Source organism: Streptomyces sp. NPDC001450 (assembly GCF_053597295.1).
Genome location: NZ_JBSFHY010000056.1, coordinates 1 through 22,899, shown reverse-complemented (window position 1 = coordinate 22,899; position 22,899 = coordinate 1). Strand labels below are relative to the sequence as shown.

Below are 22,899 nucleotides of genomic sequence, written 5' to 3'. Positions count from 1 at the left end.
GCACGCACAGGGCGGCGGCGCACGAGGACGGCCGCGGTGACGGCCGCCGCCCTGGTCGCGTCGACGCTGCCGGGATGCAGCGCCCTGGGGGGCCGGGGCGCGGAGGTCACCCTCCGCCTGGTCGCCACGGACTATGCGGACCGGCCCGGGGACGGCACCCGCCTTTACTGGGAGGGCATCGCCGCCCGGTTCCGGGCCGAACACCCCGGGATCCGATGTCCCGATCCCCTACGGGCTGCCGCTCGGAGCCGAGGAGTCCCAGACAGAGACGCTCAGCTGGCTGCTCAGCGGCGGCGGAGGCTACACCGACGACGCCGGCGGGTACGCCTTCGACTCACCGGAAAACGTCCGTACCCTCGACTGGATCGCCCGCCAACTCGTGCGTCCGGGGCTCACCGGGCCCGATCCCGTCGGCACCGACCGCCAGGACGCCTACGACTCGTTCACTCGCGGCGAGACAGGCATGCTCAACGGCGATCGGTCACTGATGCGGCGCGCCGCAGGCAGCGGCATCCGATTTGCCGTGGCACCCGTGCCGGGCCGCACCGGACCGTCCAGCTCCGTCACCGGTGTCACGGACTGGATGATGGCATTCAAACAAAACAAACACCGCCGGCAGATCGGGGTGTTCCTCGACTTCGTATACCGGGACGCGAACGTGCAGGCGTTCGCCGACCGCTACGACACCCTCCCGGTGACCACCAGCGCGGCAGAAGCGATGAGCGCGGACCGGGCCCGAAGACCCCTGCAGGTCTACCTCGACCAGTTGCCGGGCGCCCGGTTCTGCCCCGTCGGCAAACGGTCCTGGGGAGCCGTGCTGGTGAAGCTGAAGTCGCTCGTCGGCTGGGCGGTGGCGAAGAACGGTGACCCGGACGGCGTGCTCAAAAACCTGCAGGACACCGCGCGGGCCCTGGAAAGCACCGGTTCCTGACCACGTGTCCCCCCCCCCCCCGCAGCACGGCTCCGCGCCCGACTACGCGCACCGCCACACCCGTTCCGCCGGCGTCCCCGGCTTTGCCTCGCGACCTGGGGCACCGTCACATCACCCGCGGGGCGGCACAGCCAGCCCCGTATTCGAAGGAGTCACAGTGAAGAACTGGACGCCCCAGCCGTTCATCCACGACGCGGTCATCAACCTGGACGCTCCCATCCTCGTGCTGTCCTCTCCGGACGGCCAGCTCGGCAAGGCGGCCGAAGGCTTCTACGCATCCGACAGCCGACTGCTCAGCCGACTGCAGCTCACCGTGGGCGGCAGGGAACCCGAGCCGGTGGCAGCCCACACCCGCGACGCGCGGCACACACGGTTCCTGGCGGTCCACCGGCACGACGCGGACCCCACCCCCGATCCCACCGTCCTCGTGGAACGAGTGCGCACAGCCGGCCGGGACTGCGAACGGATCACGGTCACCAACCACGGCCGGCATCACATCACCCTGCCCCTGCGTCTGGAGGCCGCCTGCGACCTGTCCGACATGTCCGAGGTGAAGGCGGGTCGCCCGCGGGCAGCGCTGCCCGCGACCCTCTCCGGCCCGGGACTCACCTGGAAGACCGCCGGGCAGCAGGCGGTCACCCTGACCGCGACCCCCGCGCCGGACCATGCCGAACCCGGCCGTTCCCCTGCCCTGTCCTGGGACGTCGAACTGGCGCCGGGTCAGTCATGGACCGCGGCCCTGACGCTCGAGGCTCCGGCACCGAGCGCAAGGACACGGCCCCCCGCTGTCGCCGCACCGTTGCCCGGACCTCCTCCGTGGTCCTCGCCGGAGGTCACCTGCGCCGACCCCCGTCTGTCCCGCCTTCTCAACCGCAGCCTCGACGACCTGTCGGCCCTGCTGCTCGCCGACCCTCGTGACCCCTCGGACCGCTTTCTCGCCGCGGGCGCGCCCTGGTACCTGACCCTGTTCGGCCGCGACTCGCTGTGGGCGGCCCGCATGATGCTGCCGCTGGGCACGGAACTCGCGGCCGGTACGCTGCGGGCCCTGGCCCGGCGGCAGGGCACGGCGCACGACCCGGCGACCGAGGAGCAGCCGGGAAAGATCATGCATGAACTGCGCCGTGACGCCAGCAGCGCACTGCCCCCGCTCTATTACGGCACCGTCGACGCCACCCTCCTCTTCGTGACCCTGCTGGCCGAAGCCTGGCGGTGGGGCATGCCCGAGAACCAGGTGGCGGCTCTTCTCCCTGCCGCCGAGCGCGCCCTGGGCTGGCTGCGCGACCACGCGGACGCCGACGGCGACGGCTTCGTCGAATACCTGAAATTCAGGAACACCGGACTGACGAACCAGGGCTGGAAGGATTCCGAGGACGCCGTCCAGTCCGCCACCGCCCGCCTCGCCGAACCCCCGATCGCCCTCGCCGAGGTGCAGGGCTACGCCTACGAGGCCGCGCTGGCCGGCGCGGACCTGCTGGAAGCCTTTGGCAGGCCGGGCGCCGAGCAGTGGCGGGAGTGGGCCCGGAGCCTGGCCCGTCGCTTCCACTCGGCGTTCTGGGTGGCGGACGAGCACGGTCCCTTCGTGGCGATCGCCCTGGACGGCGCCAAGCGGCCGGTCGAAGTGGTGGCCTCCAACATGGGCCACCTGCTGGGCACCGGCATCCTCGACCAGGACGAGTGCGCGGTCGTCGCCCATCGGCTCGGCCTGCCGGACATGGACTGCGGCTGGGGAGTGCGGACCATGAGCGCCAGGGCGCGCGGCTTCAACCCCCTCGGCTACCACACCGGATCGGTCTGGGCCCATGACACGGCCATTGCGGTCGCCGGGCTGGCCGAAACCGGCCACGACCAGGTCGCCGCTTCCCTGCTCGACGGGCTGCTGGAGGCTGCGTCCGCGTTCGACTACCGGCTGCCGGAACTGCATGCCGGCGAGCAACGCCACCCCGGCTCCCGCCCGGCGCCCTACCCGGCGGCCTGCCGGCCTCAGGCATGGGCGGCCGCGGCGGGGGTGAGCCTGCTGACGTCGCTGCTGGGGCTGCGTCCCGACCTGCCCTCGGGAGCGGTCCGTCTCCGTCCCCTGGACGCTCCCGCGATCGGGCCGCTCCGCGTGAACGGTCTCCGGCTGGGAACCGCAACGGTGACCGTCACAGTGGACGGACCGAGAAAGGGACACATCACCGGCATGCCCGCGGCGACACGGCTCGAGCGATGAGGCGCGCATCGGCGGCCTTGCGGGCCTTCCTCTCCGCCTTCTCCGGCAGATACCCGTATGTGTCCGGGGTCAGCGTCGCGGACCTGCCTTGGTGACTGGGCTCTTGGTGTCACATGGCGGCGGACCAGCCGACGACGGCCCGGGAGAACACGTCCACGACGAACGCGACGCAGACGATCCCGGACCAGGTGGCGACATAGGTGAAGTCCGCGAACCGTCGCTCGTTCGGCCGGGGTGCGGTGAAGTCGCGTTGCAGCAGGTCGGCGGCCCGATCATGGCCGTCGTCCCGGACAGTGGTGCGGATCTTCTTCCCCCGCCGGGCGCCCTCCAGGCCCAGGTCGCGCATCAGCCGTGCGACGCCGCAGCAGCGGGCCACCGGTATGCCCTCGCGATGTAGTTGCCGCCAGACTTTCCGGACGCCGTAGACACTGAAGTTGTCCGTGTGGACGTGGCTGATCTGCGTCTTCAGCTGCGCGTCGCGGACCGACCGGGCGCTGGGTGCGGTTCTTGGCGGCGTAGTAGGTGCTCGTCGCGATCTTCAGTCCGTGGCGGGTCAGGACTCGGCAGATCGGCTCGACTCCGAACACCTGGCGGTGTGCGTCGATGAACACGCGAGCGCTTCGATGGCCACACCGATGCCCAGCTTCGCGGCGACTGCCTTCATCACGGCCCACTCCGTCGGGTAGTTGGGGCGGATCTCCGCGACCATGCGCACTGCACGCTCACGAAGTTCGGGAGGGTAGGGGACGGACGTGCCATGACTCGATCCTCTCAGGGAATCGAGCCTCCACCAGACCCGGAGCGCTTCACCATGCCGCACGACGTCCGCGCGCGTCCGTGGGCCACCGCCTCGGTCCAAGGGCGGGTGGGTCGCGCGCGGACGTCGTGCGCGATGCCGGGTAGCTTGGTCGGCCGGCCGTAGTGCGTCGGCGCGCAGCGCGATGCCGCGGACCCGAGCGCGCTGGAGCCCAAGGGAAGTCGTACACCGCGTACGCCGCGCGGGCCAGGAAGACCGTGTGCTGGCTGGCTTCGGGCAGGTCCGGCTGCGGCGGGTGGCACTCGCATCGGCGTAGCGGATCGTGCAGGTGAACGCCCGTGGCGATCTGGCGGGAAGCGCGGAGGAGCGCACCGAGGTCATCGGCTAGGGCGAGCAGGGCGCGCTGGCGGGCGGCCGGGTCAAGTTCGTCCTGGGCGAAGCGATGCTCGGTGCTGACACTCGCCGGTGTCGGAAGGTCGACGAGTTGGGTGTCGCGGCCCTGGGCGCGTTCGTGGAGGGTGCGGCCGGCGCGGGCCCCGAGCAGGTGCTGAAGCGTGAGCTGGGGGACGTCGGCGACGTCGCCGACGGTGTGCAGGCCGTACTCGGCGAGCGTCGCGGCCGTCCTCGTGCCCACGCCGGGCAGTTCCCGGACCGGGTGGGGGCGCAGGAAGTCGGTGATTGCCTCGGGGAAGTCGTCGATGACGGTGCGCCGATCGAGTGGGGTGAGGGCGCAGGCCATTGCGGCGAGCATCATGTTGGGCGCTACCAGTACGGAAGCGCGCCGGTGAGGTCGAGGACGGCCATGTCCGGCTCGATCATCTGCACGCGGAGCGTGATGTTCTCCAGCAGGCGGCGCAGCCGCGGGCGGGTGAGACCGTCAGTCGCCGGTCCCCGGCCGGTCGACGCGATTGAGGTAGTGGGTCTGGTCATCGACCGGCGGGGATCGCCGATCAGTCGATGGGCACCGTGCCGTCAGGTACAGGGACGATGGTCGCCAGCTCGGCCAGGTACTCGGGTTAGTCGTGCAGGCGTGAACGCTGTACGAGACCGACCGGTCGACCTTCGAGGAAGGCGAGGAGGTCCTCCGAGAGGCGTATCGGCTCCAGCTGCCTCCAGCCCCCTCGCCGTTGCCCCGCTGGGGCACGGCTGGGGCGCCCCAGCCGTGGCAGCGGTGTCCGTGCTCTGCCTCCTCGGCGACTACGCGGGCAGCGCCACGGCGCTCGTCACGGATCTTGCCCCGGCCCACCTCCTGGGACGCGCCCTGGCCCGCTTCCAGCTCCCCACCGGCTTCGACCTAGCCGTCTCCCCCCGGCGGTCGTCACCGCTCTCGCCTCCCACGGCCCGGCCGCCCTGGGGCTCTCCCGCCGCCGCGACGCTCCTGTCGGCCGCCGCCGTCGCCCGCTGACCCGGGCCCGCCCCGGGGCGCCGCCCGCCGGGAAAACCCGGGGATGGCGCACCGCAACCGCAGTGGCCGAAAATGTGTCTTCCCACGCGTGGCTCAGCCCGCCCGGACGTGGGTGAGGCTCCGGCGGCACGGCGTCCTGGGGGGATGCGATGAACACATGGGCGGTGCCCGGATACAGCGATTCACTGGAACTCGGGTCGGGGGCGAGCGGCCGGGTCGTCCTGGCCGTGCACGAGGAGACCGGCGTTCCGGTCGCGGTGAAGTACCTCAGCGAGTCACTTCGCACCCGGCCGGACTTCGTGCACGACTTCCGGGCGGAGGCGCGGCTGCTCGGTGGGCTCCGGAGCCCGCACGTCACGGAGTTGTACGAGTACGTCGAGAGCCCGGACGGCGCCGCCATCGTGATGGAGCTGGTGGACGGCGTCCCGTTGCGGGCCCTGCTGCGCAGTCAGGGGCCGATCGGCCCCGAGGCCGCGCTCGTCGTCCTCAAGGGATCGTTGCTCGGCCTGGCCGACGCGCACCGCGTCGGCGTCGTCCACCGCGACTACAAGCCGGAGAACGTCCTGGTCATGCCGGACGGCTCGTCCAAGCTCGTCGACTTCGGGATCGCGGTGGACGCGGGCACCAGCGCCGGTGTGGCGGGAACGCCGTCCTACATGGCCCCGGAGCAGTGGACCGGCGCACCCGCCTCTCCCGCGGCCGACGTGTACGCGGCCACGGCCACCTTCTTCGAGTGCCTGACCGGCCACAAGCCGTACGCGGGAGACAACCTCGCCGAACTCGCGCTGCAGCACGTCGACGCGCCCATCCCCGCCGAAGAAGCCCCCGAGGCGGTGCGTGAGCTGGTGCGCCGCGGTCTGGCCAAGGACCCCGGGGAACGGCAGCCCGAGGCCGAGGCGTTCGTCAGGGAACTGGAGGAGGCCGCGGGCACCGCCTACGGGCCCGATTGGGAGGAACGGGGCCGCGGCCGGCTCGCCGCCCTGGTGGCCCTGCTGCCGCTGCTGCTGCCCTCGGCCCGCAGCGAGCCCCGGACCACCACGGACACCGCGCGCACGGTCCTGGGGCCCGGGTCGGGCCGCGGCGGGGCGCGGTCGTGGCTGCCCGGCCGGCCCGGGACGCTCGTGTCGGCCGCCGCCGTGCTCGTCGGTGTCCTGCTGACCTACGGCGTCCAGTACGCCCCAGGAGCCGCTTCCCAGCAGACGGCGCAGGCCCTGGCCACCACCCGTGCCCGGCCCGGCGCGGAGCCGGCGTCGCCCACCGCGTCGCCCTCCTCGTCCCCGTCCTCGTCCGCGTCGCCGAGCGCATCGGCCGACCTGTCCCCGTCCCCGGGCCTGTCGCCCTCGGGCACGGCGGCCACCGGTTCCGGTGACCCCGGGGCCTCCGCCACGGCGGCACCGGCCACGACGACCACGGCGCCCGGCGGTGCGGCCACCACGGGGGCGCCGACCGCCACCTCCCCCGCCTCGCCCGCCGCTCCCGCGGTCAAGAACGTCGCGGTGTCCTCCTTCCGGCAGACGGGCCCCACGACCGCCACGGCGACCATCGACGTCACCACGGACGGCACCGGGCCGGTCTCCGTCACCGTCTCGTGGTTCTCGGGCAACCTGCCGGGAGTACTCGGCGCGCCGGACGGTGAGTCCCAGACCTTCCGGCGCAGCGGCGCCACCCAGTACACGATCACCGTCGACCACACCTTCGGCAACGGTGGCTGCTACTGGGCGGTGCAGGCCACGACCGCCCCGGCCGCCACCGGCGGCGGTGCCTCGCAGCAGCTTCTGACCAGGCAGTGTGAGATCCGATGACCGCTCAGAACGACCGCCCGCCCGCACCCGCCGAGGACGGCGAGCCCACCCAGGTGCTGTCACCCGGCGGTGAGGCCACCCAGGTGCTGCCGCCTATGGGTGAGGCCACCCAGGTGCTGCCGCCTATGGGTGAGGCCACGCAGGAGTTGTCGCCTGCGGGCCAGTCCACCAAGGTGCTCGCACCCGCTGGCGAGCACGCCTCCACAGTCCGCCTGGGCGACCCCACCGGCGACCCCACCGGCGGCCCCGCCCCGGGCGACGGGCCCCGCTCCGCCGACGCCGAGTACAGCGCGACCGTTCTGGGCAGCCACTGGATCGAGCGACCCGAACCGGACGGCACCGTCCTCGAGGAGCCGTCCACCGCAAAGAATCAGCCGACGCTGGCGGCCGATCGCACCGAAGGCAGCGTGCTGCGTTTCGGCCCAGGCGTGACCGCCGCCGTCGCCCACCGCACCCACCGGACGCTCCCGGCCGTGCAGCCGCCCCCCGCGGCGGCCCCGCGCCGGCGGCTGCGCAGACACGCTCTGCCCGCGCTGGTGGTGCTGCTCGTCCTCGCCTTCCTCGCCTGGCAGCGCCTCGGGCCGCCCGTCGCCGTGCGCACGGTGGCGGTCTCGGCCCGTCCGGCTGCTCTGGGCTGCGACGACACCACGGACATCGTCGGCCTCGTCACCACGAACGGCCGTCCGGGAACGCTCACCTACCGCTGGATCCGAAGCGACGGCACCGCCTCGGGCGTCCTGCGGGAAGTGGTGGTCCGGGGCCAGCGCCAGGCGCGTCTTCACCTGCGGTGGACCTTCCAGGGCGAGGGCCACCGCACGGCGCGGGCCGACCTGCGCATTCTCTCCCCGGCCCACCGGCCGGTCACCACCCACGTCACCTACGCCTGCCCCTGAGGCCCGGGCCCCGGGGCACTAGGATCCGAGGCCCGTGCCCTGACCATGAACGACGTGGAGCGGTTCAAGGCCGCCAGGCCCCGCCTGGAAGCCGTCGCCTACCGGCTCCTCGGCTCCGCCAGCGAGGCCGAAGACACCGCGCAGGACGCGAACCTCACCGGCGCGGGCATCGCGAAGTGGTCCGCGTGGATCTACCGGATCTCGCTGACGAGGTCCTGGCCGAACTGGCGGCAGCGCGGGCGGACGAGATGGACGCCGACACCGTCAACCGCGAACTGTCCAGCGGGCACAAGGCGATCGGCTGGTGGCAGCGGCAGGGCTGGGCCGAACACGGTCCGACGATCGGCATCGGGCGACGGCCGACGCCGCCCGACTGCCCCAAGGCCCTGGCCGAGAACCAGATCGTGGCCCTGTGGCGGCTGGACGTCGCCCTGCGGGAGAAGACGTTTTGGAAGGTGCTCCACGAGTCGGCGGCACGGGCCGATGAGGTGTTGTGCCTGGGGGTTGATGCTGGTGGACTCGCGTATTCAACTGTCTTGAGCACTGCTGCCCAAGCGTCAGTGCAGTCACTGTTTGTGCTGGGGGCGTCGCAGGGTCATGGTCTGCGCTGTGCAGCAACTCGCGTTCTGGCCGTTGATGGCTGACCTGTTCTCATGCCGGAAAAAGTGCCCAAAGCGATCAAGCGTGTGAGCAAGCAGGACCTTCTTGGAACTGAGTGCGACGGGGTCTCTGCGAGCGATCCTTCTTGAGCATGTTCCCAAGCTCTGTTAGCGCTGCCTCGTTCTGATCAAGCGGGCCGACCAGGAAGTCGAGCACTCCTGCTCGACGTGCTTCCGGAGGATTTCGACCGGCGTGAGGACATCGCTGGCGAGGCTCTGCTCACCTTCACGCGCTGGGTGTTGACGGAGATTCCGTTGAGTCCCCTTCCCGCGGAGTAGCAGGCTCAATCGGCCGACCACAGGTCAGGTAGTGCTCCGTGGGGTCCAGCCTGGTGGTGACCGCCAGGGGTTGCCGGAGGCGTATCGGCTCCAGGTACCTCCGGCCTCGGAGCGCAGCTTGGCCGTGGTAACCCAGTGGTAGCTCAGAGCCTCTGCGACGACCGGGGCCAGCATCTCCAGCACGTGCTGTCGACGGTCACGTAATTCCCCACCGCTGTGGTCACGTGATTCCCCAGGTCGTGGGCCGGCGTCTATCCCCCTCCCGTCGCCGGTGATGGCTGTCGCGGCACCGGCCTGAGAAGCTGTCCGATGTTGGCACCGGCTATCGGCGAGGGGACATTCGAGGTGTATCGAGACGATCAGTCAGTGGATCTGCCAACCGTGCTGTCGCCGGAGCGGGTCGCTGAGATCAACGAGATCATCGATCGGATCACACGCTGGGCTGAAGGCCGCGAAGACATCGTCGGCCTGCTCTTGGTGGGATCTTGCGCCCGCGACGCAGCGCGACCGGACTCCGACATCGACGTCGTTCTGCTCACCACGGACGAGTCCCGATATCTCCTTGAGGATGCCTGGGCCATGGAACTCGGGCTGGGCGAACTGATCCGCACCCGGTCGTGGGGACCGATCACAGAACGACGCCATTCCACGGCCTCCGGCCTGGAAGTCGAGCTGGGCGTCGGCTCTCCGACCTGGGCGAAGACAGAACCCGTCGATCCGGGGACGCATCGTGTCGTCACCGACGGCGCCCGGGTGTTGCACGACCCGGCAGGCATCCTTTCCGACCTTCTCGCCGCCTGCTAATTGATCGGCGGCTTGTCGGCGGGGCCCTTGGGCTGCTTGTTGGCCTGCTGGGGCCGTTCATGATGACCTGGTGGCTGGCGTTGATCAGCCGGTCCAGCAGCGACTCGGCGACGACCGGGTTAGGGAAGAGGGGATACCAGTCGCTGGGTGCCCGGTTGTCGGCGGTTGTCGGCGGTTGTCGGCGTACGAACTGAGCTCCCCATCTGTGTACGGATGAACGTCCCCAGCTATGTCGCGGGCAGGAGCACGGATGAGGATCCTGGTTGAGATCGTCAGGCTGGCCGGAGACACTCGCATGATGAGTCGTAGCGCATTGCCCAGATCGGTCGAACGAGGTTGGGCGGGCCGTGGTACCGGGTTCGCACGGAGGCCTTCGAGGCATCGTTCCTGCCCAACCCTGACGAGGACTTGAACTCGGTGTGCAACGTTGATCTCTTCGTGGACCTCAAGGACGGCTCCCGGTGGAGCGCGACCGTGTTCACGGTGGCAGAAGTCAAACGCTTGATGGATGTCTGGGCGGGAAGCGGCGAGGCTCTCGGCGGCCGCTACTTCTGGTGCTCGGACGGCCTGATCGTCCGGGATCCTGGCATCGACAGCATGACCCACGTGATCGCTGGCCTGCTCGAGTCCGGCGAGTTCTCGCAGATCCTCCAACGGCTCGACGACGACTGACCAAGCCTCCGGCCGAATGTGCGAAGTGGCCTGTCAGGCCACGCCTGTGTCCTGCTCGATGGCCTCGAGTCGGTTCTTGAGCCGGTAGCCGGGGCCGTTGATGGAGATCTCGTCGCAGTGGTGCAGGAGGCGGTCGAGGATGGCGGTGGCGCGGACTTCGTCGCCGAACACCCGTCCCTATTCGCTGAAGGTCTTGTTTGAGGTCGGAATGATCGAGCCCTTTTCATGCCGCTTTGAGATGATCTGGAACGGGTTCGCTTCTCCGCGTTCGAGGATCTCGTAGCCCGCCTCGTCGCCCACGGGAATGTGGGATTCACCGCACAGCATGCTGAGCGTGGGCGGCTTGATGCCACCCAGTCAGATCTCGGCTGTGGCTGGGTGCGGGAGGCCGTCCATCGTGTCCGTCCGCGAGTTGCCATGCACTGCCCCGAGTGCGCGCACCCGCTTCATGCGAAGGTTTCACGGTATGGCCTGCGGTTCTTCGCCCACGATCCTGGCTCGCCCACGTGCGCGTTGGCCGGCGAGTCCATGGAGCACCACCTGCTCAAGCTGGAGCTGGCCACTGTGGTCCGTGCCGCTACCACGCCGGACTGGAGGTCCGCGGGCCGGGCCGGCAAGAGTCCCGCGCGGGCGCTGAGGGTCTCGGCCAGCTCGTCCTCTCCGCGTGAGCGGAGGTGATCAGTTCCTGGCCGACGTGCGTTCCCCGGCCCCGGTGCCTGTCCACGCAATGCGTCTTCCTTCGGCGCTGGGGCCTGGCCCGCTGCCGCAAGTCCGGCCGCAGCGGGCCGAGATGAGCCGTTACTCAAGCCACCAGGTCGGGGCCAGAATGGCTGATATGACGGCATTGCTTGCCTTGATGGCAGCCCCAGCCGGGGCAGTGATGACCACACTGATAGGCGTGTTCGCCGGGAGCATGGTCAGCAGAAGAGCCCAGGACCGTCACTGGATCCGAGAACAGCAGGCGGCAGCGTGCGCCCGCGTGCTGCGGGAATCGTCCTCAGCGCTCGTAGATCTCAGCGACATGGACCGCAACCGACCCGCCGACATCCCGTTAGGTGTCCTGGCCCCCACCACAGTCGACTGGCGCCCCTGGAACGAGGCTGTCGGTGTCATCAACCTCGTCGCCGACAAGGACATTGCAGAAGCCGCACACGCCATTGATGGAGAGATTTGGCGGTTTCACGTTGCCGTTCGGCGGGGTCTGACTCCCGAGGAGAATTGGCTGGATCTTCGAGGGCGAGTCGTTGCAGCACAAGGGAACTTCATCGCTGTCGCTCGTCGCCATCTCTCGCTCACCGGGGATCCACTCCAGCGTCTCGACGGACGCCCTGCCCCCGATGACCCGATATGGCGGACAGGGCAACCTGGGAGCACAGCCTGATTGCAGACCCAGCCGCATACCGATCCCCTCAGGCTGAGCTCGCCCAGAAGTACTGCACCGCTCTGTCCGACACAGCCCGAGCAATGCTCCACCGAAGCCGAACTACGAGCAGTGGGCGCTCAAGGAGGGCGGCGGTGCGTTCGCGGCGTGCCCTCGTGTGGTCGAGCGCGGCGGCTGTCGGCGGCATCCTGGATCCTCACCGACACGTACGTCCGCATCTCTTATACGCGCCCAGGCGCCCTCCCTGATGGAACCGCTCAGTCCACCCGGATCGTGGCCTACGGTTGCCTCCCGGTTCCAACCGGGACCTGACGCGTTCCGCTGAGGTCGGTGACGTGGCAGACAACGAGCAGCACCCCACCGTGGTGATTCTGACAGCGCTCCGCGTGGAGTACGAGGCCGTACGCACCTGCCTCACCGACATCCGGAAGCTGTCCCACCCTCTAGGTACTCGATTTGGTGTGGAGGCCGGCTGGGTGGTCATGAAGTCGGGCGAAGATGGCTCTCCGACTGGGCGGGCCCTGTCGGGCCAGCATGAAGACCTCCTGACAATGGATCGCAGCGGCGCGCCGGATCCACTCTCGGCTCCAGGCTGGTCGGTGAGCCAGGCCGCGAACGTTTCGGAGGTGCGGTCGGCCAGCACGTCGGCGTCCCGGCCAGAGGATGACCGAGGAGATCTCGCATGCCACCGCCGCCCTGGAAGGGGCCGACGACGACATGAAGACCAAGGCCCACCGGCGCCTTCGCCTGCTTGGCCGGGCCTGATCTGGCAGGCGCCCGGGCGTACTATGTCCAGCTGCTCTGTGGTCTCATGTGGGGCCTTTGCCGGCCCAACTTGCCGCGGTGCCCGGGGCCGGTTTCGGGTGTCGAGGGTTCTGTCACAGGGCCGGTCTGGGTTTTGTGACGGATCCCCCGGTTATCTCGGGTGCGGATTGACCGTCAGACATGTTTGTCATGTGGCCCAAGGGGCCGGTGCCTGACACATATCAGCGGGTTGTTCAGGCACGTACGGCATGTTCGTGACGTAGGTACCGACCCCCAACTTCGGTTCGGGCGTGTGACTTCCAACGCTCATGGCGTGTTACTCCGCGGTATTTGGCGGAATCAGTGTGGCCTGCGGTACGGCTTGCACGGTGGAGCGCCGTCGCCCCCGCCACCGCCTCGCCCTTGCCGACAGGATCTGCGGCGACCTACGGCACGGCGGCCGAGCGGAGTCAGCGGCTCCCGCCCGGCCGTGGCAGTTTCAGCTTCAGCGGGCCGCAGCCGAGGCGGGCGGCCTCGGCCTCGACGTAGCGGGGGAAGAGGGTGCGCAGGTCCGCGCTCATCCCGCCCTCGTTGGCCTGTACGAGGAACACCGTCGCGCCCGCCTGGCAACGGGCCCGGAAGACGCCGAGGTTGGGGCCGAGACCGCCGTATCCGGCGGCGGATCTCACTCGGTCGCCCTCGTCCAGCGTCATCCTCGTGAAGATCGCGGCGAGCCTCGGGTCCTCGACGGTCATCAGGCGCTGCTCCGGCTGCGAGCCGGTGATGTCCCGGTCGCAGGTGCGCACCGGGCCGTGCCCGTCCGTGATCATGGGGTAATGGTCCGGCTTGCGCTTCTTGCCCAGGGTCAGCCCCTTGATGCCGCAGAGCGCGTCCGGCTTCTCCGTGCGGGTGTAGCGGGCGGCCTTCGGTAGGCGTTCGACCGGATCGGCGATTGTGCCGGTGCAGCCCAGGTCCGCGCTGACCTTGTTGACGAGCTTCACGACCATGCGGGCCATCCCGTCCCGCTCTTTGGTACGCGGCTCCATGTCGGTGATCCAGCTGCCCTGGGCGATGTCCACGACGGTCGGCCCGTCGAGGTCGCCGGGGCGGCCCAGGCAGCCATCCGGGATCGCGAGCCAGGCGCGGTTGTCCGAGGCCATGCCCAGGAGGCCGCCGCCGAGCGGGGTGAGACGGGCGGAGAGGAACTCATCAGCCCACTTGCCATCGTCGCCGGCCCCGTCGTCCAGCCGGTGCACCCGGGCGGTGAGTGCCCATCCGTCGCCGTCACTGTTCGTCAACTGGCAACTGCCGGTGGGGCCGTCCATGGAGCGCCCACCGTGCAGCACGGGCGCCTCGACTGCATTGACGTTCTCCGGCTCACGGAACGTCGCGGCGAGGTCATCGCGGGACAGCGCGCCCCAGCACACCTCGTCCGGCGCGAACGGCCCGACCTGCGCCTGCCAGGCCATGCCGCCGACGCCGAGCAGCACCCCGGCGAGACCTGCGGCCAGCAGCGGCCGGACCCGGCCGCGCAGCAGTCTGCGCCAGTGCCACCGGCGCAGGCGCCGCTCGCTGAGCAGCTCCCGCTCGGCGGGCAGGGGCTGCTCGTATCGGTTCGGCTCGTCCGCAGTGCTGCTCACCGGGCGGCTCCCTTGGGGGCGATGGGGGCGCAGCCCAGGCGGGCGGCGGACGCGTTGGCGAAGGCGGCGAGGTGGCCGGGGTCGGTGGAGGCACCCATCAGGAAGGTGGCGGGCCGGCCGGCGCAGTCGGCTCGTACGATCGCGTGCTTCTCGCCGATGGTCCCCGTGCCGCGCCAGCCGCGGGCCGCGGGGTGTTCGCCCGCGATGCCGTCGAACACCGCGGCCAGCCGGGGCTGCGCGACCATCGCCAGCTCCAGGTACGGCACGCCGTCGCGATCGCCACGGACGCTGCACGTCTGCAGGTCGCGGGTGACCGCGCCGGTCTGGTCTTCGATGTCCTCCGTGTCGAGGTGCAGGCCGCGGATGCCGCAGACGTCGTCAGAGGAGCTGAAGATGCGCTCCTGCTTGCCCGGCAGGTCGTAGAGCGGCGAGCTGACCCTCAGCGGCTCGTCCGGCGCGCAACCGGCCGCCGCCATCCCACGGTTGGCCGCCGCGACGAGCAGCACCGCCGCCTCCCGGGCGCCGCCCAGGCCGGCCGGATCGTTATGGGTGTACGAGGGGCCGCTGGTGTACGTGCCGGACGCTTCCATGGTGACGACGGTCGGCCGGCCGTCCTGCGTATCGCAAGACTTCGGGAGCACCAGCAGGCCACCGCGCCCGTTCACCGTGCCCGGCAGGCCGTCCGGGAGCGGGACCATGTCGCCGCCCAGGAAACCGTCCTGGACCATCGCGAGCCGGGCCTCCGCGGCCTTGGGGACCGGGCCGTACTCGACGGACACCTGCTGGTTGATGGAGACCCTGTCGCCGTCGTAACTGCTCTTGTAGTCGCTGGCGATGGCGACCTCGCACCTGCCGGTCGGGCGCTCGCGGGTGGGAGCCGTCTCCTTGCCGGTGCGTGACCCGTCGTCATCGTCGCCGAAGGCCTCGTCGCCGAGGAAGTCCGGGCCGCTGTCCTTCTCCCATGCGCCCCAGCAGTAGCGGTCCTTCGGCCACGGCCAGGTGTCCGCCGCCCACGTGGCGAGCCCGGTGCCCGCAAGCACGAGCACCAGCGCGGATATCAGCAACAACCGGCCGCGCCTGCTGTGCGGCAGCGCTCGGCGCAGCCGACCGGGCTCCGCGGGTGCCTCGTCTGTCTCACTCACCCCGTGATCCCCTCCGGCGCAGGAGTGTATCCCCCGTCATGAGTCCGGAGCAGTCCGCCCCGGCCATGGGGATGTTGCCGTTCAGCAGGTAGTCGTCCGTGGTGGGCGTCACGCAGATGCTGTGGCCGTACGCGCCGTGATCCTGGCCCTGTACGTCAGCTCCACCGCGGTCTTGCCGCCCAGCTTGCCTTTTCATCGCTGGAGTACTTCCCGGGACCGGTCGCCGAAGAATTCGTAATTCTTGAGTCCAGCGAAGAGGATTTCACCCGCTGGGCGATGGAGTTCGATGCCCAGGACGCCGACACCGCAGCGGCACACGCCTATGCGCAATGCCGAGAGGAATCCGAGAGGTTGTCGCGATCACTGGCACGGGCGGGAGGGAAAACGAGATCGACTACGCCCCCTCCGAGCATCACGGCTGGTACGCGGTCCACGACTCCGCCTCCGGCGACATCCCGGAGCCGATCGTCCTGCACGACGCCTCCGGCTGCCGCGACTTCCGAGCGGACACCGCCGCCGTCGTGGGGACGATCCGCCGCTTCCTCGCCGCCGCCCGCCCGATCCCTTGGAAGGACCGGACCCATGTTCCTGGTGACCACTGACGCCCGACTTGACGCTGTCGTCGTTGCTCCGGCCTGCGCCGAAGTTGTCGACGAGAAGGCGCGCACCGTGATCGACCGCGCGGGCTTCGTCTGGGAGGCCGACATCGAGGCGTACACGAAGCCGGACCGGGACGAGGCCGAAGCCGCCCAGATCGCCGGACTGCTGTTCGCCCTCGGCTACGCCGTCCGGACCCGCTGACCGCAGGCCAGCACCCCCAATCCAACCTGGTGGCGGGGGAGTGGCACCTCCGCCGCCGGGTCCGACCGAGGTCACATCCGCGAGCCAAGGAGGAAACCGTGGCCGTGGCCGGCGTGAACGCCGCTTTCGCTGACGAGAAGGCCCGCCAGATCGACGCCGTCCGCAGCCGTGAGCGCACCTTCCAGGCCCGGATCGACCGGGGCGAGGTCCGCCTGCTCGGCGGTGACCAGTACGAGGTTCTGACCGGCTGGGACCGGGGCGAAGTGTTCACTGTGTCCCGCAACGCGCAGGGCGAGATCGACGGGATCATCGTGAACCACGGTCTCGACGAGTGCGTAGACGGCACGATCGCCCTGTACGCGTCGTGCCCCGCCTGGCACGGGCTGGGCCAGGTCATTCCCGGCGGTACCGCGGACATCGACACCGTGCTCCGCGAAGGTGGGCTCGACTTCACCGTCGCCACCGCGCTGGCCCTGTACGAGTGGGACGGCAACTCCGTGAGCATGCCGACCAGTTCCACACCGTCCGTGAGGACACCGGTGCCGCTCTCGGCGCGGTCGGCGCCCGCTACCAGCCGATCCAGAACCGCCAGGGCTTCGAGTTCCCCCAGGAGCTGGGGGTCGGTACGACGTCGTGTGGGAGTCGGCCGGGCTCATCCGGGGCGGGCGCCGCGCATCTCCATCCGGCTTCCCGAATCCGTCAGGGCCGATGCCGAGGGCATCAACGACGTGATCGTCCCGTACGTCGCCGAGATGAACGACCACTTCGGGCAGGGGCAGTTCCAGTGCATCGTCATCCCGTGGCGGCCCGTCTGCGCCAACACCAAGCGCTTCGCCGTCCGCGACGCCATGACCCGCTGGCCCGTCCGCACACCGCAGGAGCGACCAACCAGATCAAGGAAGCCCGCCGCACCCTCGGCCTGTCCGTCCAGTACTTCGAGAGGCCACCGAGGAGACCGCGCTCGCACTCGGACCTGGCCGTCGCCGACTTCCACAAGGTCATCGCCGGCCTGTGGCCTCTTGACGACGACGCCTCCAAGCGGACTCGGACCAACCACGCCACCCGACTCAGCGCACTCGACGACCGGTTCCGTACCGAGACAGAGAGGGTGGGCCGCACCACCTAGGCCGCAGAGCGCGCCATCACCGGCTACCTCGACCATGTCGCCCCCCAGCCGCCCCGGCCAGTCGATGACCGAGGAGATCGCGGCGCCACCGCCGCCCTGGAAGGGGCCGACGACGACATGAAGACCAAGGCCCACCGGCGCCTTCTCCTGCTCACTCGGGCCTGACCCACAGTGCGCCGTGCCCACCGTGGCCCGCCGCACTGGCGAGCCGCACCATCCTGCGGGGTGGTGCGGCCCGGCTGCCGCGCTGTGTGGAGCTCGCTGTCTGTGTCGGGCCGGGTGACAGTGCGGAGCCGTCATCCGCCGGCCAATGGACCGCCCTGGGCGTGGTGCGTCCGGGGCGGTGTTGCGGTTGGGCGGGCAGGCTCTCGTCAGCGGGCGCGATGATGCGACGCATGAGAGATGACACTGTGCATGATCAAATCCGGTACTGCGCGAGTGCATCGAGGCTGAGGAGATGATCAAGCTGGGGTTCGGAGGGTCCGGTGGGCGAGGTGGTAGAGGAGCTTCGCGTATACGGTTGTTGCCGCTGCGGCTACTGTCGGTATGACTGTCAGCGCGAGGATGCCCAGCAGGGTTGGCCACTGGTGGAGGTGGTCTGTCTGGCAGATGTGGTTGTCCGGCCAGGGGTTGAGGAGCGGAGCTTGGCACAGGGACTCGCTGCCCCGGTCGGTCGTGACCTCGGGGCCGTAGTCCGCGGCCAGCAGGAAGTACAGCAGTGCCCACATCGCTGCGGCCAGGACGTACCAGATGGCTGACCACCAGGAGATCCGCCGTGCGCGCACGCGCAATGCGGCGTGGCCGTCCGCAGAGCCTTCCTGGGTTTCCCCGGTGTCGGATGACATGGACGCCGATTCACCGGCCGAGTCGGCGGCTGTCATCTCGTTCGCGTGGTCCATGAGCTCTTCTTCCGGTCCGTGATCGTCGGCTGCTGGAGATCGTAGGCCGCTGTGCCCCCGTTCTGTGTGGCGAACACTGGTGGACGGCCCGTGACGCTGCGCGTCACGGGGTGCCGGTACGGACGGCGGCGTGTCCCGGCCGGGCGCCCCAAAACCTGCTCTGGCCAGGGATGACACGTCAGAGAAAGATCGTGCCACTCCTGCAAATCATGATGCTGGTGAGGTGTATTTGTCTCGTTGGTCTGCTGGCCTGGCTCCCCGTCAGCACCCCGCGTCACGCGCTGTGCTGCGACACCGCCCGCCCGGTCGGCCTCAATACCGCCCTGACTCTGTGGGTCGATGAGGACGCCGCAGCGTACCCACGGGCTCAGCCACACCCAGGCCCTCGCGCTGGTCGGCCTCTACCTGGACATGGCCACGGTCGGCCTCATGCCGCGCCCCCGCTCCTAACAGGTCACGTGCGGCCCCCGGACCCATCCGGGGGCCCGATCCCCGAGCAATTCAGCAGAGAGGGAACAGACCAATGCAGGGCGGGGCGGGGCTGTTCAGGCTTTCACGGTCGTCGGCCTGCGTTGGGGCGTCGACATGAGCGTCCTTCTTATTGTCGGAGTGATCTCCGGAGCGGTCGTCGAGGAATGCGTACTTCTGGAGTCCTGCGAAGATGAGTCGACCCGCTGGGCAATGGATTTCGGTGCTCCCGACGCCGATGCTGCAGCGGCGCTCGCGTACGTGCAGTGCGGTACCGACGGGGGTAACGAGGAGACCGTTGGCGCGTTGTTGCATGCCGTCCTCGGGGATGTGTCGGTCCGGTCTTGGCGTGGTGGTGGTGCTCTCCTTGCTGTGCTGGGCCAGGTGTATCAGGCCTGCTGACCGGATTCGCGGCACTCTTCGTGGCCGCCTCAGTTGTAGCGGAACGGACTCCAGCTCCGTCGGTTGTGGAGATCGTCTGCTGCTTCCTCGCCGGCGTCGCACGGTGCGTCCGCTAGGCAGGGGACGTGAGTGCCGTACCCCGACCTCACCCCGACACTTCTGGAAGGGGCGCAACTCATGTTTCTGGTGACCGCTGATGCCCGGCTCGGTGATGTTGTCGTTGCTCCGGTCTGTGCCAGGGTTGTTGACGGCAAGGCCCGTATGGCGCTCGATCTTGCGGGTTTTGTCGGGGACCCGGAGATCGAGGCGTACACGAAGCCGGGCCAGGACCAGGCTGAGGCTGTCCGGATCGCTGGACTGCTGTTCGCCCTCGGCTGCGCCGTGCGGGCTCGCTGACCGCAGCTCAGTACCTCGAGCCCCTCCCGGGCCCGGGCCCGCACCCGAGTCTCCCGGGCCGTGGAGCTGGTCCGCCGGGGCCCGGGCTTCGCCGGGGGGCTTCTGCGTGTCCGGCCAACGGCCGACCCCGCTGTTCTTGTGGTGGTGGGTTTGGGGCGGTTGCGCCCGGGGTCTGGTGTCTTGGCTGATGGTGGGGGTGGTTCATCGGGTGGCGGTGATGGCTGCTGCTGTGGCGATGAGGGCGGCCATGACGCCGAGTGCGGCGAGGGCGGCTTGTACGGGGGCTGCGAGGGAGGGGCGGAAGTGCACGAGGAGGAAGGCGCCGGCTGCCACAAGGCCTGTGACGATGACGGTGATGAGGGCGAGGACGATTGCGGACAGGGACATCAGGGTTCCTCGGTTCTCGGACGCGATCAGCGTGCGTGGCGGACGGGGCTGTGTAGTTCCGCCTGTTCGGTGGCGGGTGTGTTGCGCAGCACACCGCACCCTGGGGGAGTGCGGGGTTAGCGGCGCAACAGGTGAGAGCCCGGGCGTGGCCGGTGCTTACGCGCTTTTGGGCTCAGAGTTGGAAATCGCGTCCGGTCTCACGAAGCCCCCCGTCAGGGGGCTTCCCCCGCCCGGCCAACGGCCGGACCCGTTGTCTGGTGTCCTCGTGCTGTACCTGGCTGTCCCGGTTCCTGTGAGGGGCCCGGTCCCGCCATGCCCTGTCCGATCGGACCCTGGCGCTTCCAGCTCTCCGCCCCGGGGGCCAGCCTGCCGGGACCGGCACCCGAGCGCCCGGGTTCTGTCAGGGGCCCGGCCTACGTCCCGTGCGAATCTCCCGGCTGGGGGCTTCCCTCCAGCCGGCCAACGGCTGGCTCGGGCGTGTTCTGGGGTCTTGGGGGCGGGGTGTTCGGTGTCAGCTGTGTCGGGTGCATGTCGGGCAGGGCAGTTTGGCGGTGGCGGCGCAGTGTTTGCAGGGCAGGAGGGTGGTGATGGTGCCTTCGCCTTGGCAGACCTTGCACGGGGGGACGCCGGGTGCGGGGGTGGTGCACTGCATGGGGCAGATCATGGCAGCCTCTATCCGGCCGTTGGTGCAGGAGCCGCAGGTGATGCTTCCGCTGTTGGCGCAGGTGGGGCAGGTCTGGGTGCTGGTCAGGTGGTACAGGAGCGCGGCGACCACTGCGTAGGCGGTGGTGCGCACGGCGGGTCGGCTCCAGGCCACGCGAGCGAGCTCGCCCAGCGAGAGGTACACAGCGCCGGGTACCGGTATCGGTGCCTCGCCGTCAGAGGGCCGGCGGGCAGGGGACCTGCCGCTTCGTCATGGCATTGATCACCTGGACGGTGGTGCAAATGGCGGGCTGCCACCGCCGGTAGATGTCCAGGCCCGCGGCCGGTGACCACGGGTGGACGATCTCTACGCGGGTGATGTTGGCAGTGGTGCGCGGGTCCCAGTTCTCCTGCCACGGCACGTTCCGGCTCGGCATCCCCAGCCACGTTCCGTTCACGCCGGCGTAGACGGGCTTGCTCTCGGCGATGGCGTTGCCGCAGGCGTCGTAGCCGATGGCGAAGAACGAGGCGGTGAAGCCCCGGAGCGCCGGCAACGAGCGGACGTTGGTCCTCTCCGCGAGAGCGGAGGTGAGCCGTCCCTCGCGGCCATGGGAGCAGGCCTCGGCCTGTCCTCTCCGCGCGACGATGTCAGAGGGACGCCGTACGGTCGGAGCATGACCCTCTTACCGACCTCGCGCCCGAGCGAAGGCTGGCTGCTCCAAGCCACGATCCAGGCGGCTCGTGCCGACGACACCCGCTGGAACGAGCAGCGCACCGCTCTGCGCTCCGTGTCCTTGTACAACTCCGCCACCCAGACCTGGTGCACCCGCATCGGGGTGCTCGATCTGGCGAGCGCGCACAAGTTGCAGGCCCTCTTCGATGCGGCCCGCACGTTCGGGACCGCCATCCATCTTGAGCCCGTGCCGGTCCCGGTCTGGTGGACGGGACCGTTCTTCACGAGCGACGCCGAGGTGGCCGCCCTGCTCGCCGCCGAGGCGGACGAGAGTCGGCCGCTCGGCCAACTGCCCATCATCTAACTCGGCGTGTGTACGACGGCCGTCCTCCACGGCCACGTTCGGTCGGCCACGGGTCAAGATGGAAGTGGCCTACGGAGACGAGGCTGCGCACCTGGTCCGTACGACGCCCTTTTCATCGATCCACCCAGTGGTGGACTGGGGGAGCCGCCGGTCAGCGATGAAAGCGTGGCTGTGGTTCGCCGGCCCTTCAACCCTGGTTGGTGATGCCGCGTATTGGTGCGACGTCACCGAGGCCACCGTAACGCGGCCGGATCGCGTCGTGTCGTGCGGAGAAAGCTGGTGTACGGCTTTTGCGTCGGCCGTCGTGGAGGAGGCAGTGGGGTGGGGAAGGCCAGCCGGGCCAAGCGGGAACGCAGCAGGGACACGGCCGAGCAGTGGACGGCGGCTGGCGCGGCGCGGGCGGCGCACCTCCTGCGGGCGCAGACACAACGGTGTCTGATCGGCAATCGGTGGGTGCAAATGACACTCCCCTCCAACATGAACAACGTCGTCAGCGAACTGCGCAGCGTGCTGCTCCACAGCGATCTCGCGGACATGGCCGATCGGCCCGAGGGCCTGGAGTGGGATGCGGCGCTGTCAATGACGCTGGGCAAGCAGGGCTACCAGCCGCCCTGGCCGCGTGCGCCCCGGGAGGCTGCCGCATGGCAGATACGGCAGATCGGGGCCCCTACATCAAGGGGGCCAGCTGACGCGCCGCTGATGATGGGGGAGAAGGCCTACCTCATGGACTCCTGATGGGCAGCGGTTACGGGGTCCCTGCGGACGGGGCCAGCGGAGCGGTGAGGCGGGCTGTCATGGTGTGACCCGGTCAGCGCGACGCAGGCCAGGCCGGGGGAGGGGAGGGCAGGATCATCCGTGTTCTGGCGAATCTCTGCAAACCGCGCAGTCCCTATGGGCCCGGCGCGCACCCGTGCGCCTGGACATGGGCGGTAGGAGGGCGTCTGGCTTTCCACGTGACTTCGGATGCCGCTCCGACGTGACTGTGGATGTCACCACCGTCCCGCTCGGGCTGCGACCGCTCGTGCCCCTTCCTCGACTGCTGCGTGCGAGCAGCGAGGACTCCGCGGCCCTGGAGCAGTGGCTCGGCAAGCACGGGTGGGAGGTCGATCCAACGGTGTTCATGGCCGGCGCCAGGGGCCCGGCCGTCCAGGCCCGCCGGATCGGGACGGCGTGGCAGGACGGGGAGCCGGGGCTGCTGATCCTGCCCGGTGAGGTGGCGGAGTACGACGGTGGCCGGATACGCATCGCCACCCGGCCGGCCGCGGCAGCCTCGCCCGCCCCGTAGGCCCAGCGCCCCACATGCTTCCGGCCCTCCTCGACGTTGATGTCGAGGAGGGCCGGTGCGTTGGTAGCGGGGACAGGATTTGAACCTGCGACCTCTGGGTTATGAGCCCAGCGAGCTACCGAGCTGCTCCACCCCGCG

The 22,899-nt window shown here is 69.8% G+C and carries 23 protein-coding genes, 1 tRNA gene and 4 pseudogenes; 16 read left to right on the top strand and 12 right to left on the bottom strand.

What is annotated here, in order from left to right:
- Positions 1-133 precede the first annotated feature (133 nt).
- Positions 134-931, top strand: a complete 798-nt coding sequence (locus ACWC5O_RS40430; protein WP_450591457.1) for an extracellular solute-binding protein — start codon at positions 134-136, stop codon at positions 929-931.
- A gap of 157 nt (positions 932-1,088) precedes the next feature.
- Entirely contained in the window at positions 1,089-3,140 is a 2,052-nt protein-coding gene (locus ACWC5O_RS40425; RefSeq protein WP_450591458.1) for an amylo-alpha-1,6-glucosidase, read from the top strand.
- 109 nt (positions 3,141-3,249) lie between these two features.
- Here the strand turns inward: ACWC5O_RS40425 and ACWC5O_RS40420 are convergent, their stop codons facing one another.
- The 3 genes from ACWC5O_RS40420 to ACWC5O_RS40410 form a co-directional block, all read right to left on the bottom strand.
- Positions 3,250-3,609, bottom strand: coding sequence for an IS3 family transposase (locus ACWC5O_RS40420; RefSeq protein ID WP_450591495.1), 360 nt, complete (start codon positions 3,607-3,609; stop codon positions 3,250-3,252).
- A gap of 337 nt (positions 3,610-3,946) precedes the next feature.
- The gene (locus ACWC5O_RS40415; RefSeq protein WP_450781202.1) at positions 3,947-4,651 is read right to left on the bottom strand and encodes a DNA polymerase thumb domain-containing protein; all 705 of its coding nucleotides are present in this window, start codon (positions 4,649-4,651) and stop codon (positions 3,947-3,949) included.
- Between the two features lie 8 nt (positions 4,652-4,659).
- Positions 4,660-4,827, bottom strand: a complete 168-nt coding sequence (locus ACWC5O_RS40410; protein ID WP_450591461.1) for a hypothetical protein — start codon at positions 4,825-4,827, stop codon at positions 4,660-4,662.
- A 190-nt stretch (positions 4,828-5,017) separates the two neighbouring features.
- Between ACWC5O_RS40410 and ACWC5O_RS40405 the strand changes: the two are divergent.
- The 6 genes and pseudogenes from ACWC5O_RS40405 to ACWC5O_RS40380 all read left to right on the top strand — a co-directional run.
- Positions 5,018-5,302 (top strand): annotated as a pseudogene (locus tag ACWC5O_RS40405) (MFS transporter); the annotation flags it as partial.
- Between the two features lie 149 nt (positions 5,303-5,451).
- Positions 5,452-7,104 (top strand): serine/threonine-protein kinase, encoded by a 1,653-nt coding sequence (locus tag ACWC5O_RS40400; protein ID WP_450591462.1) that lies wholly within the window; start codon positions 5,452-5,454, stop codon positions 7,102-7,104.
- Positions 7,101-7,997, top strand: a complete 897-nt coding sequence (locus ACWC5O_RS40395; protein WP_450591463.1) for a hypothetical protein — start codon at positions 7,101-7,103, stop codon at positions 7,995-7,997. Before ACWC5O_RS40400 ends, ACWC5O_RS40395 begins: the two co-directional genes overlap by 4 nt.
- Before the next feature lie 185 nt (positions 7,998-8,182).
- Positions 8,183-8,641 carry a hypothetical protein gene (locus tag ACWC5O_RS40390; RefSeq protein ID WP_450591465.1) on the top strand — a complete coding sequence of 153 codons (459 nt, stop codon included), beginning with the start codon at positions 8,183-8,185 and terminating at the stop codon, positions 8,639-8,641.
- Positions 8,642-9,301: 660 nt separating this feature from the next.
- Positions 9,302-9,739, top strand: a complete 438-nt coding sequence (locus ACWC5O_RS40385; protein WP_450591466.1) for a nucleotidyltransferase domain-containing protein — start codon at positions 9,302-9,304, stop codon at positions 9,737-9,739.
- A gap of 298 nt (positions 9,740-10,037) precedes the next feature.
- Positions 10,038-10,411 (top strand): annotated as a pseudogene (locus tag ACWC5O_RS40380) (hypothetical protein).
- Positions 10,412-10,444: 33 nt separating this feature from the next.
- Here ACWC5O_RS40380 and ACWC5O_RS40375 read toward each other — a convergent pair.
- The 4 genes and pseudogenes from ACWC5O_RS40375 to ACWC5O_RS40360 form a co-directional block, all read right to left on the bottom strand.
- Positions 10,445-10,711 (bottom strand): annotated as a pseudogene (locus tag ACWC5O_RS40375) (ATP-binding protein); the annotation flags it as partial.
- A 2,295-nt stretch (positions 10,712-13,006) separates the two neighbouring features.
- Complete coding sequence (locus ACWC5O_RS40370; RefSeq protein ID WP_450591468.1) at positions 13,007-14,176, bottom strand: hypothetical protein; 1,170 nt, start codon at positions 14,174-14,176, stop codon at positions 13,007-13,009.
- Positions 14,173-15,318 carry a hypothetical protein gene (locus ACWC5O_RS40365; protein WP_450591470.1) on the bottom strand — a complete coding sequence of 382 codons (1,146 nt, stop codon included), beginning with the start codon at positions 15,316-15,318 and terminating at the stop codon, positions 14,173-14,175. The genes ACWC5O_RS40370 and ACWC5O_RS40365 overlap by 4 nt, the downstream gene beginning before the upstream one ends.
- Complete coding sequence (locus ACWC5O_RS40360) at positions 15,311-15,514, bottom strand: alpha/beta hydrolase (protein WP_450591472.1); 204 nt, start codon at positions 15,512-15,514, stop codon at positions 15,311-15,313. Before ACWC5O_RS40360 ends, ACWC5O_RS40365 begins: the two co-directional genes overlap by 8 nt.
- Positions 15,515-15,647: 133 nt before the next feature.
- Between ACWC5O_RS40360 and ACWC5O_RS40355 the strand changes: the two genes are divergently transcribed.
- Entirely contained in the window at positions 15,648-15,920 is a 273-nt protein-coding gene (locus tag ACWC5O_RS40355; protein WP_450591474.1) for a hypothetical protein, read from the top strand.
- On the top strand, positions 15,910-16,119 hold the full coding sequence (locus ACWC5O_RS40350) for a hypothetical protein (protein ID WP_450591475.1): 210 nt from the start codon (positions 15,910-15,912) through the stop codon (positions 16,117-16,119). Before ACWC5O_RS40355 ends, ACWC5O_RS40350 begins: the two co-directional genes overlap by 11 nt.
- Before the next feature lie 71 nt (positions 16,120-16,190).
- Here the strand turns inward: ACWC5O_RS40350 and ACWC5O_RS40345 are convergent, their stop codons facing one another.
- Positions 16,191-16,439, bottom strand: coding sequence for a hypothetical protein (locus ACWC5O_RS40345; protein ID WP_450591496.1), 249 nt, complete (start codon positions 16,437-16,439; stop codon positions 16,191-16,193).
- 183 nt (positions 16,440-16,622) lie between these two features.
- Here ACWC5O_RS40345 and ACWC5O_RS40340 point away from each other — a divergent pair.
- Positions 16,623-17,245, top strand: a pseudogene (locus ACWC5O_RS40340) (DUF932 domain-containing protein).
- 461 nt (positions 17,246-17,706) lie between these two features.
- Here the strand turns inward: ACWC5O_RS40340 and ACWC5O_RS40335 are convergent.
- Complete coding sequence (locus ACWC5O_RS40335; protein ID WP_450591477.1) at positions 17,707-18,144, bottom strand: hypothetical protein; 438 nt, start codon at positions 18,142-18,144, stop codon at positions 17,707-17,709.
- A gap of 585 nt (positions 18,145-18,729) precedes the next feature.
- Between ACWC5O_RS40335 and ACWC5O_RS40330 the strand changes: the two genes are divergently transcribed.
- Together ACWC5O_RS40330 and ACWC5O_RS40325 are read left to right on the top strand one after the other, a co-directional pair.
- Positions 18,730-19,014: a hypothetical protein gene (locus tag ACWC5O_RS40330; protein WP_450591478.1), complete on the top strand. Its 285-nt coding sequence runs from the start codon at positions 18,730-18,732 to the stop codon at positions 19,012-19,014.
- 177 nt (positions 19,015-19,191) lie between these two features.
- Complete coding sequence (locus ACWC5O_RS40325) at positions 19,192-19,410, top strand: hypothetical protein (protein WP_450591479.1); 219 nt, start codon at positions 19,192-19,194, stop codon at positions 19,408-19,410.
- A gap of 201 nt (positions 19,411-19,611) precedes the next feature.
- On the opposite strand, the gene ACWC5O_RS40320 is transcribed toward ACWC5O_RS40325, so the two are convergent.
- Together ACWC5O_RS40320 and ACWC5O_RS40315 are read right to left on the bottom strand one after the other, a co-directional pair.
- Positions 19,612-19,797: a hypothetical protein gene (locus tag ACWC5O_RS40320; RefSeq protein WP_450591480.1), complete on the bottom strand. Its 186-nt coding sequence runs from the start codon at positions 19,795-19,797 to the stop codon at positions 19,612-19,614.
- Positions 19,798-20,675: 878 nt separating this feature from the next.
- Complete coding sequence (locus tag ACWC5O_RS40315) at positions 20,676-20,993, bottom strand: hypothetical protein (RefSeq protein ID WP_450591481.1); 318 nt, start codon at positions 20,991-20,993, stop codon at positions 20,676-20,678.
- Positions 20,994-21,113: 120 nt separating this feature from the next.
- Between ACWC5O_RS40315 and ACWC5O_RS40310 the strand changes: the two genes are divergently transcribed.
- From ACWC5O_RS40310 to ACWC5O_RS40300, 3 genes are all read left to right on the top strand, one after another.
- Positions 21,114-21,476 carry a hypothetical protein gene (locus ACWC5O_RS40310; protein WP_450591482.1) on the top strand — a complete coding sequence of 121 codons (363 nt, stop codon included), beginning with the start codon at positions 21,114-21,116 and terminating at the stop codon, positions 21,474-21,476.
- Between the two features lie 459 nt (positions 21,477-21,935).
- A complete protein-coding gene (locus ACWC5O_RS40305; RefSeq protein ID WP_450591483.1) occupies positions 21,936-22,211 on the top strand; it encodes a hypothetical protein in 276 nt (91 codons plus the stop codon).
- Positions 22,212-22,452: 241 nt separating this feature from the next.
- On the top strand, positions 22,453-22,761 hold the full coding sequence (locus ACWC5O_RS40300) for a hypothetical protein (protein ID WP_450591484.1): 309 nt from the start codon (positions 22,453-22,455) through the stop codon (positions 22,759-22,761).
- A 61-nt stretch (positions 22,762-22,822) separates the two neighbouring features.
- On the opposite strand, the gene ACWC5O_RS40295 is transcribed toward ACWC5O_RS40300, so the two are convergent.
- A tRNA-Met gene (locus ACWC5O_RS40295) sits at positions 22,823-22,899 on the bottom strand.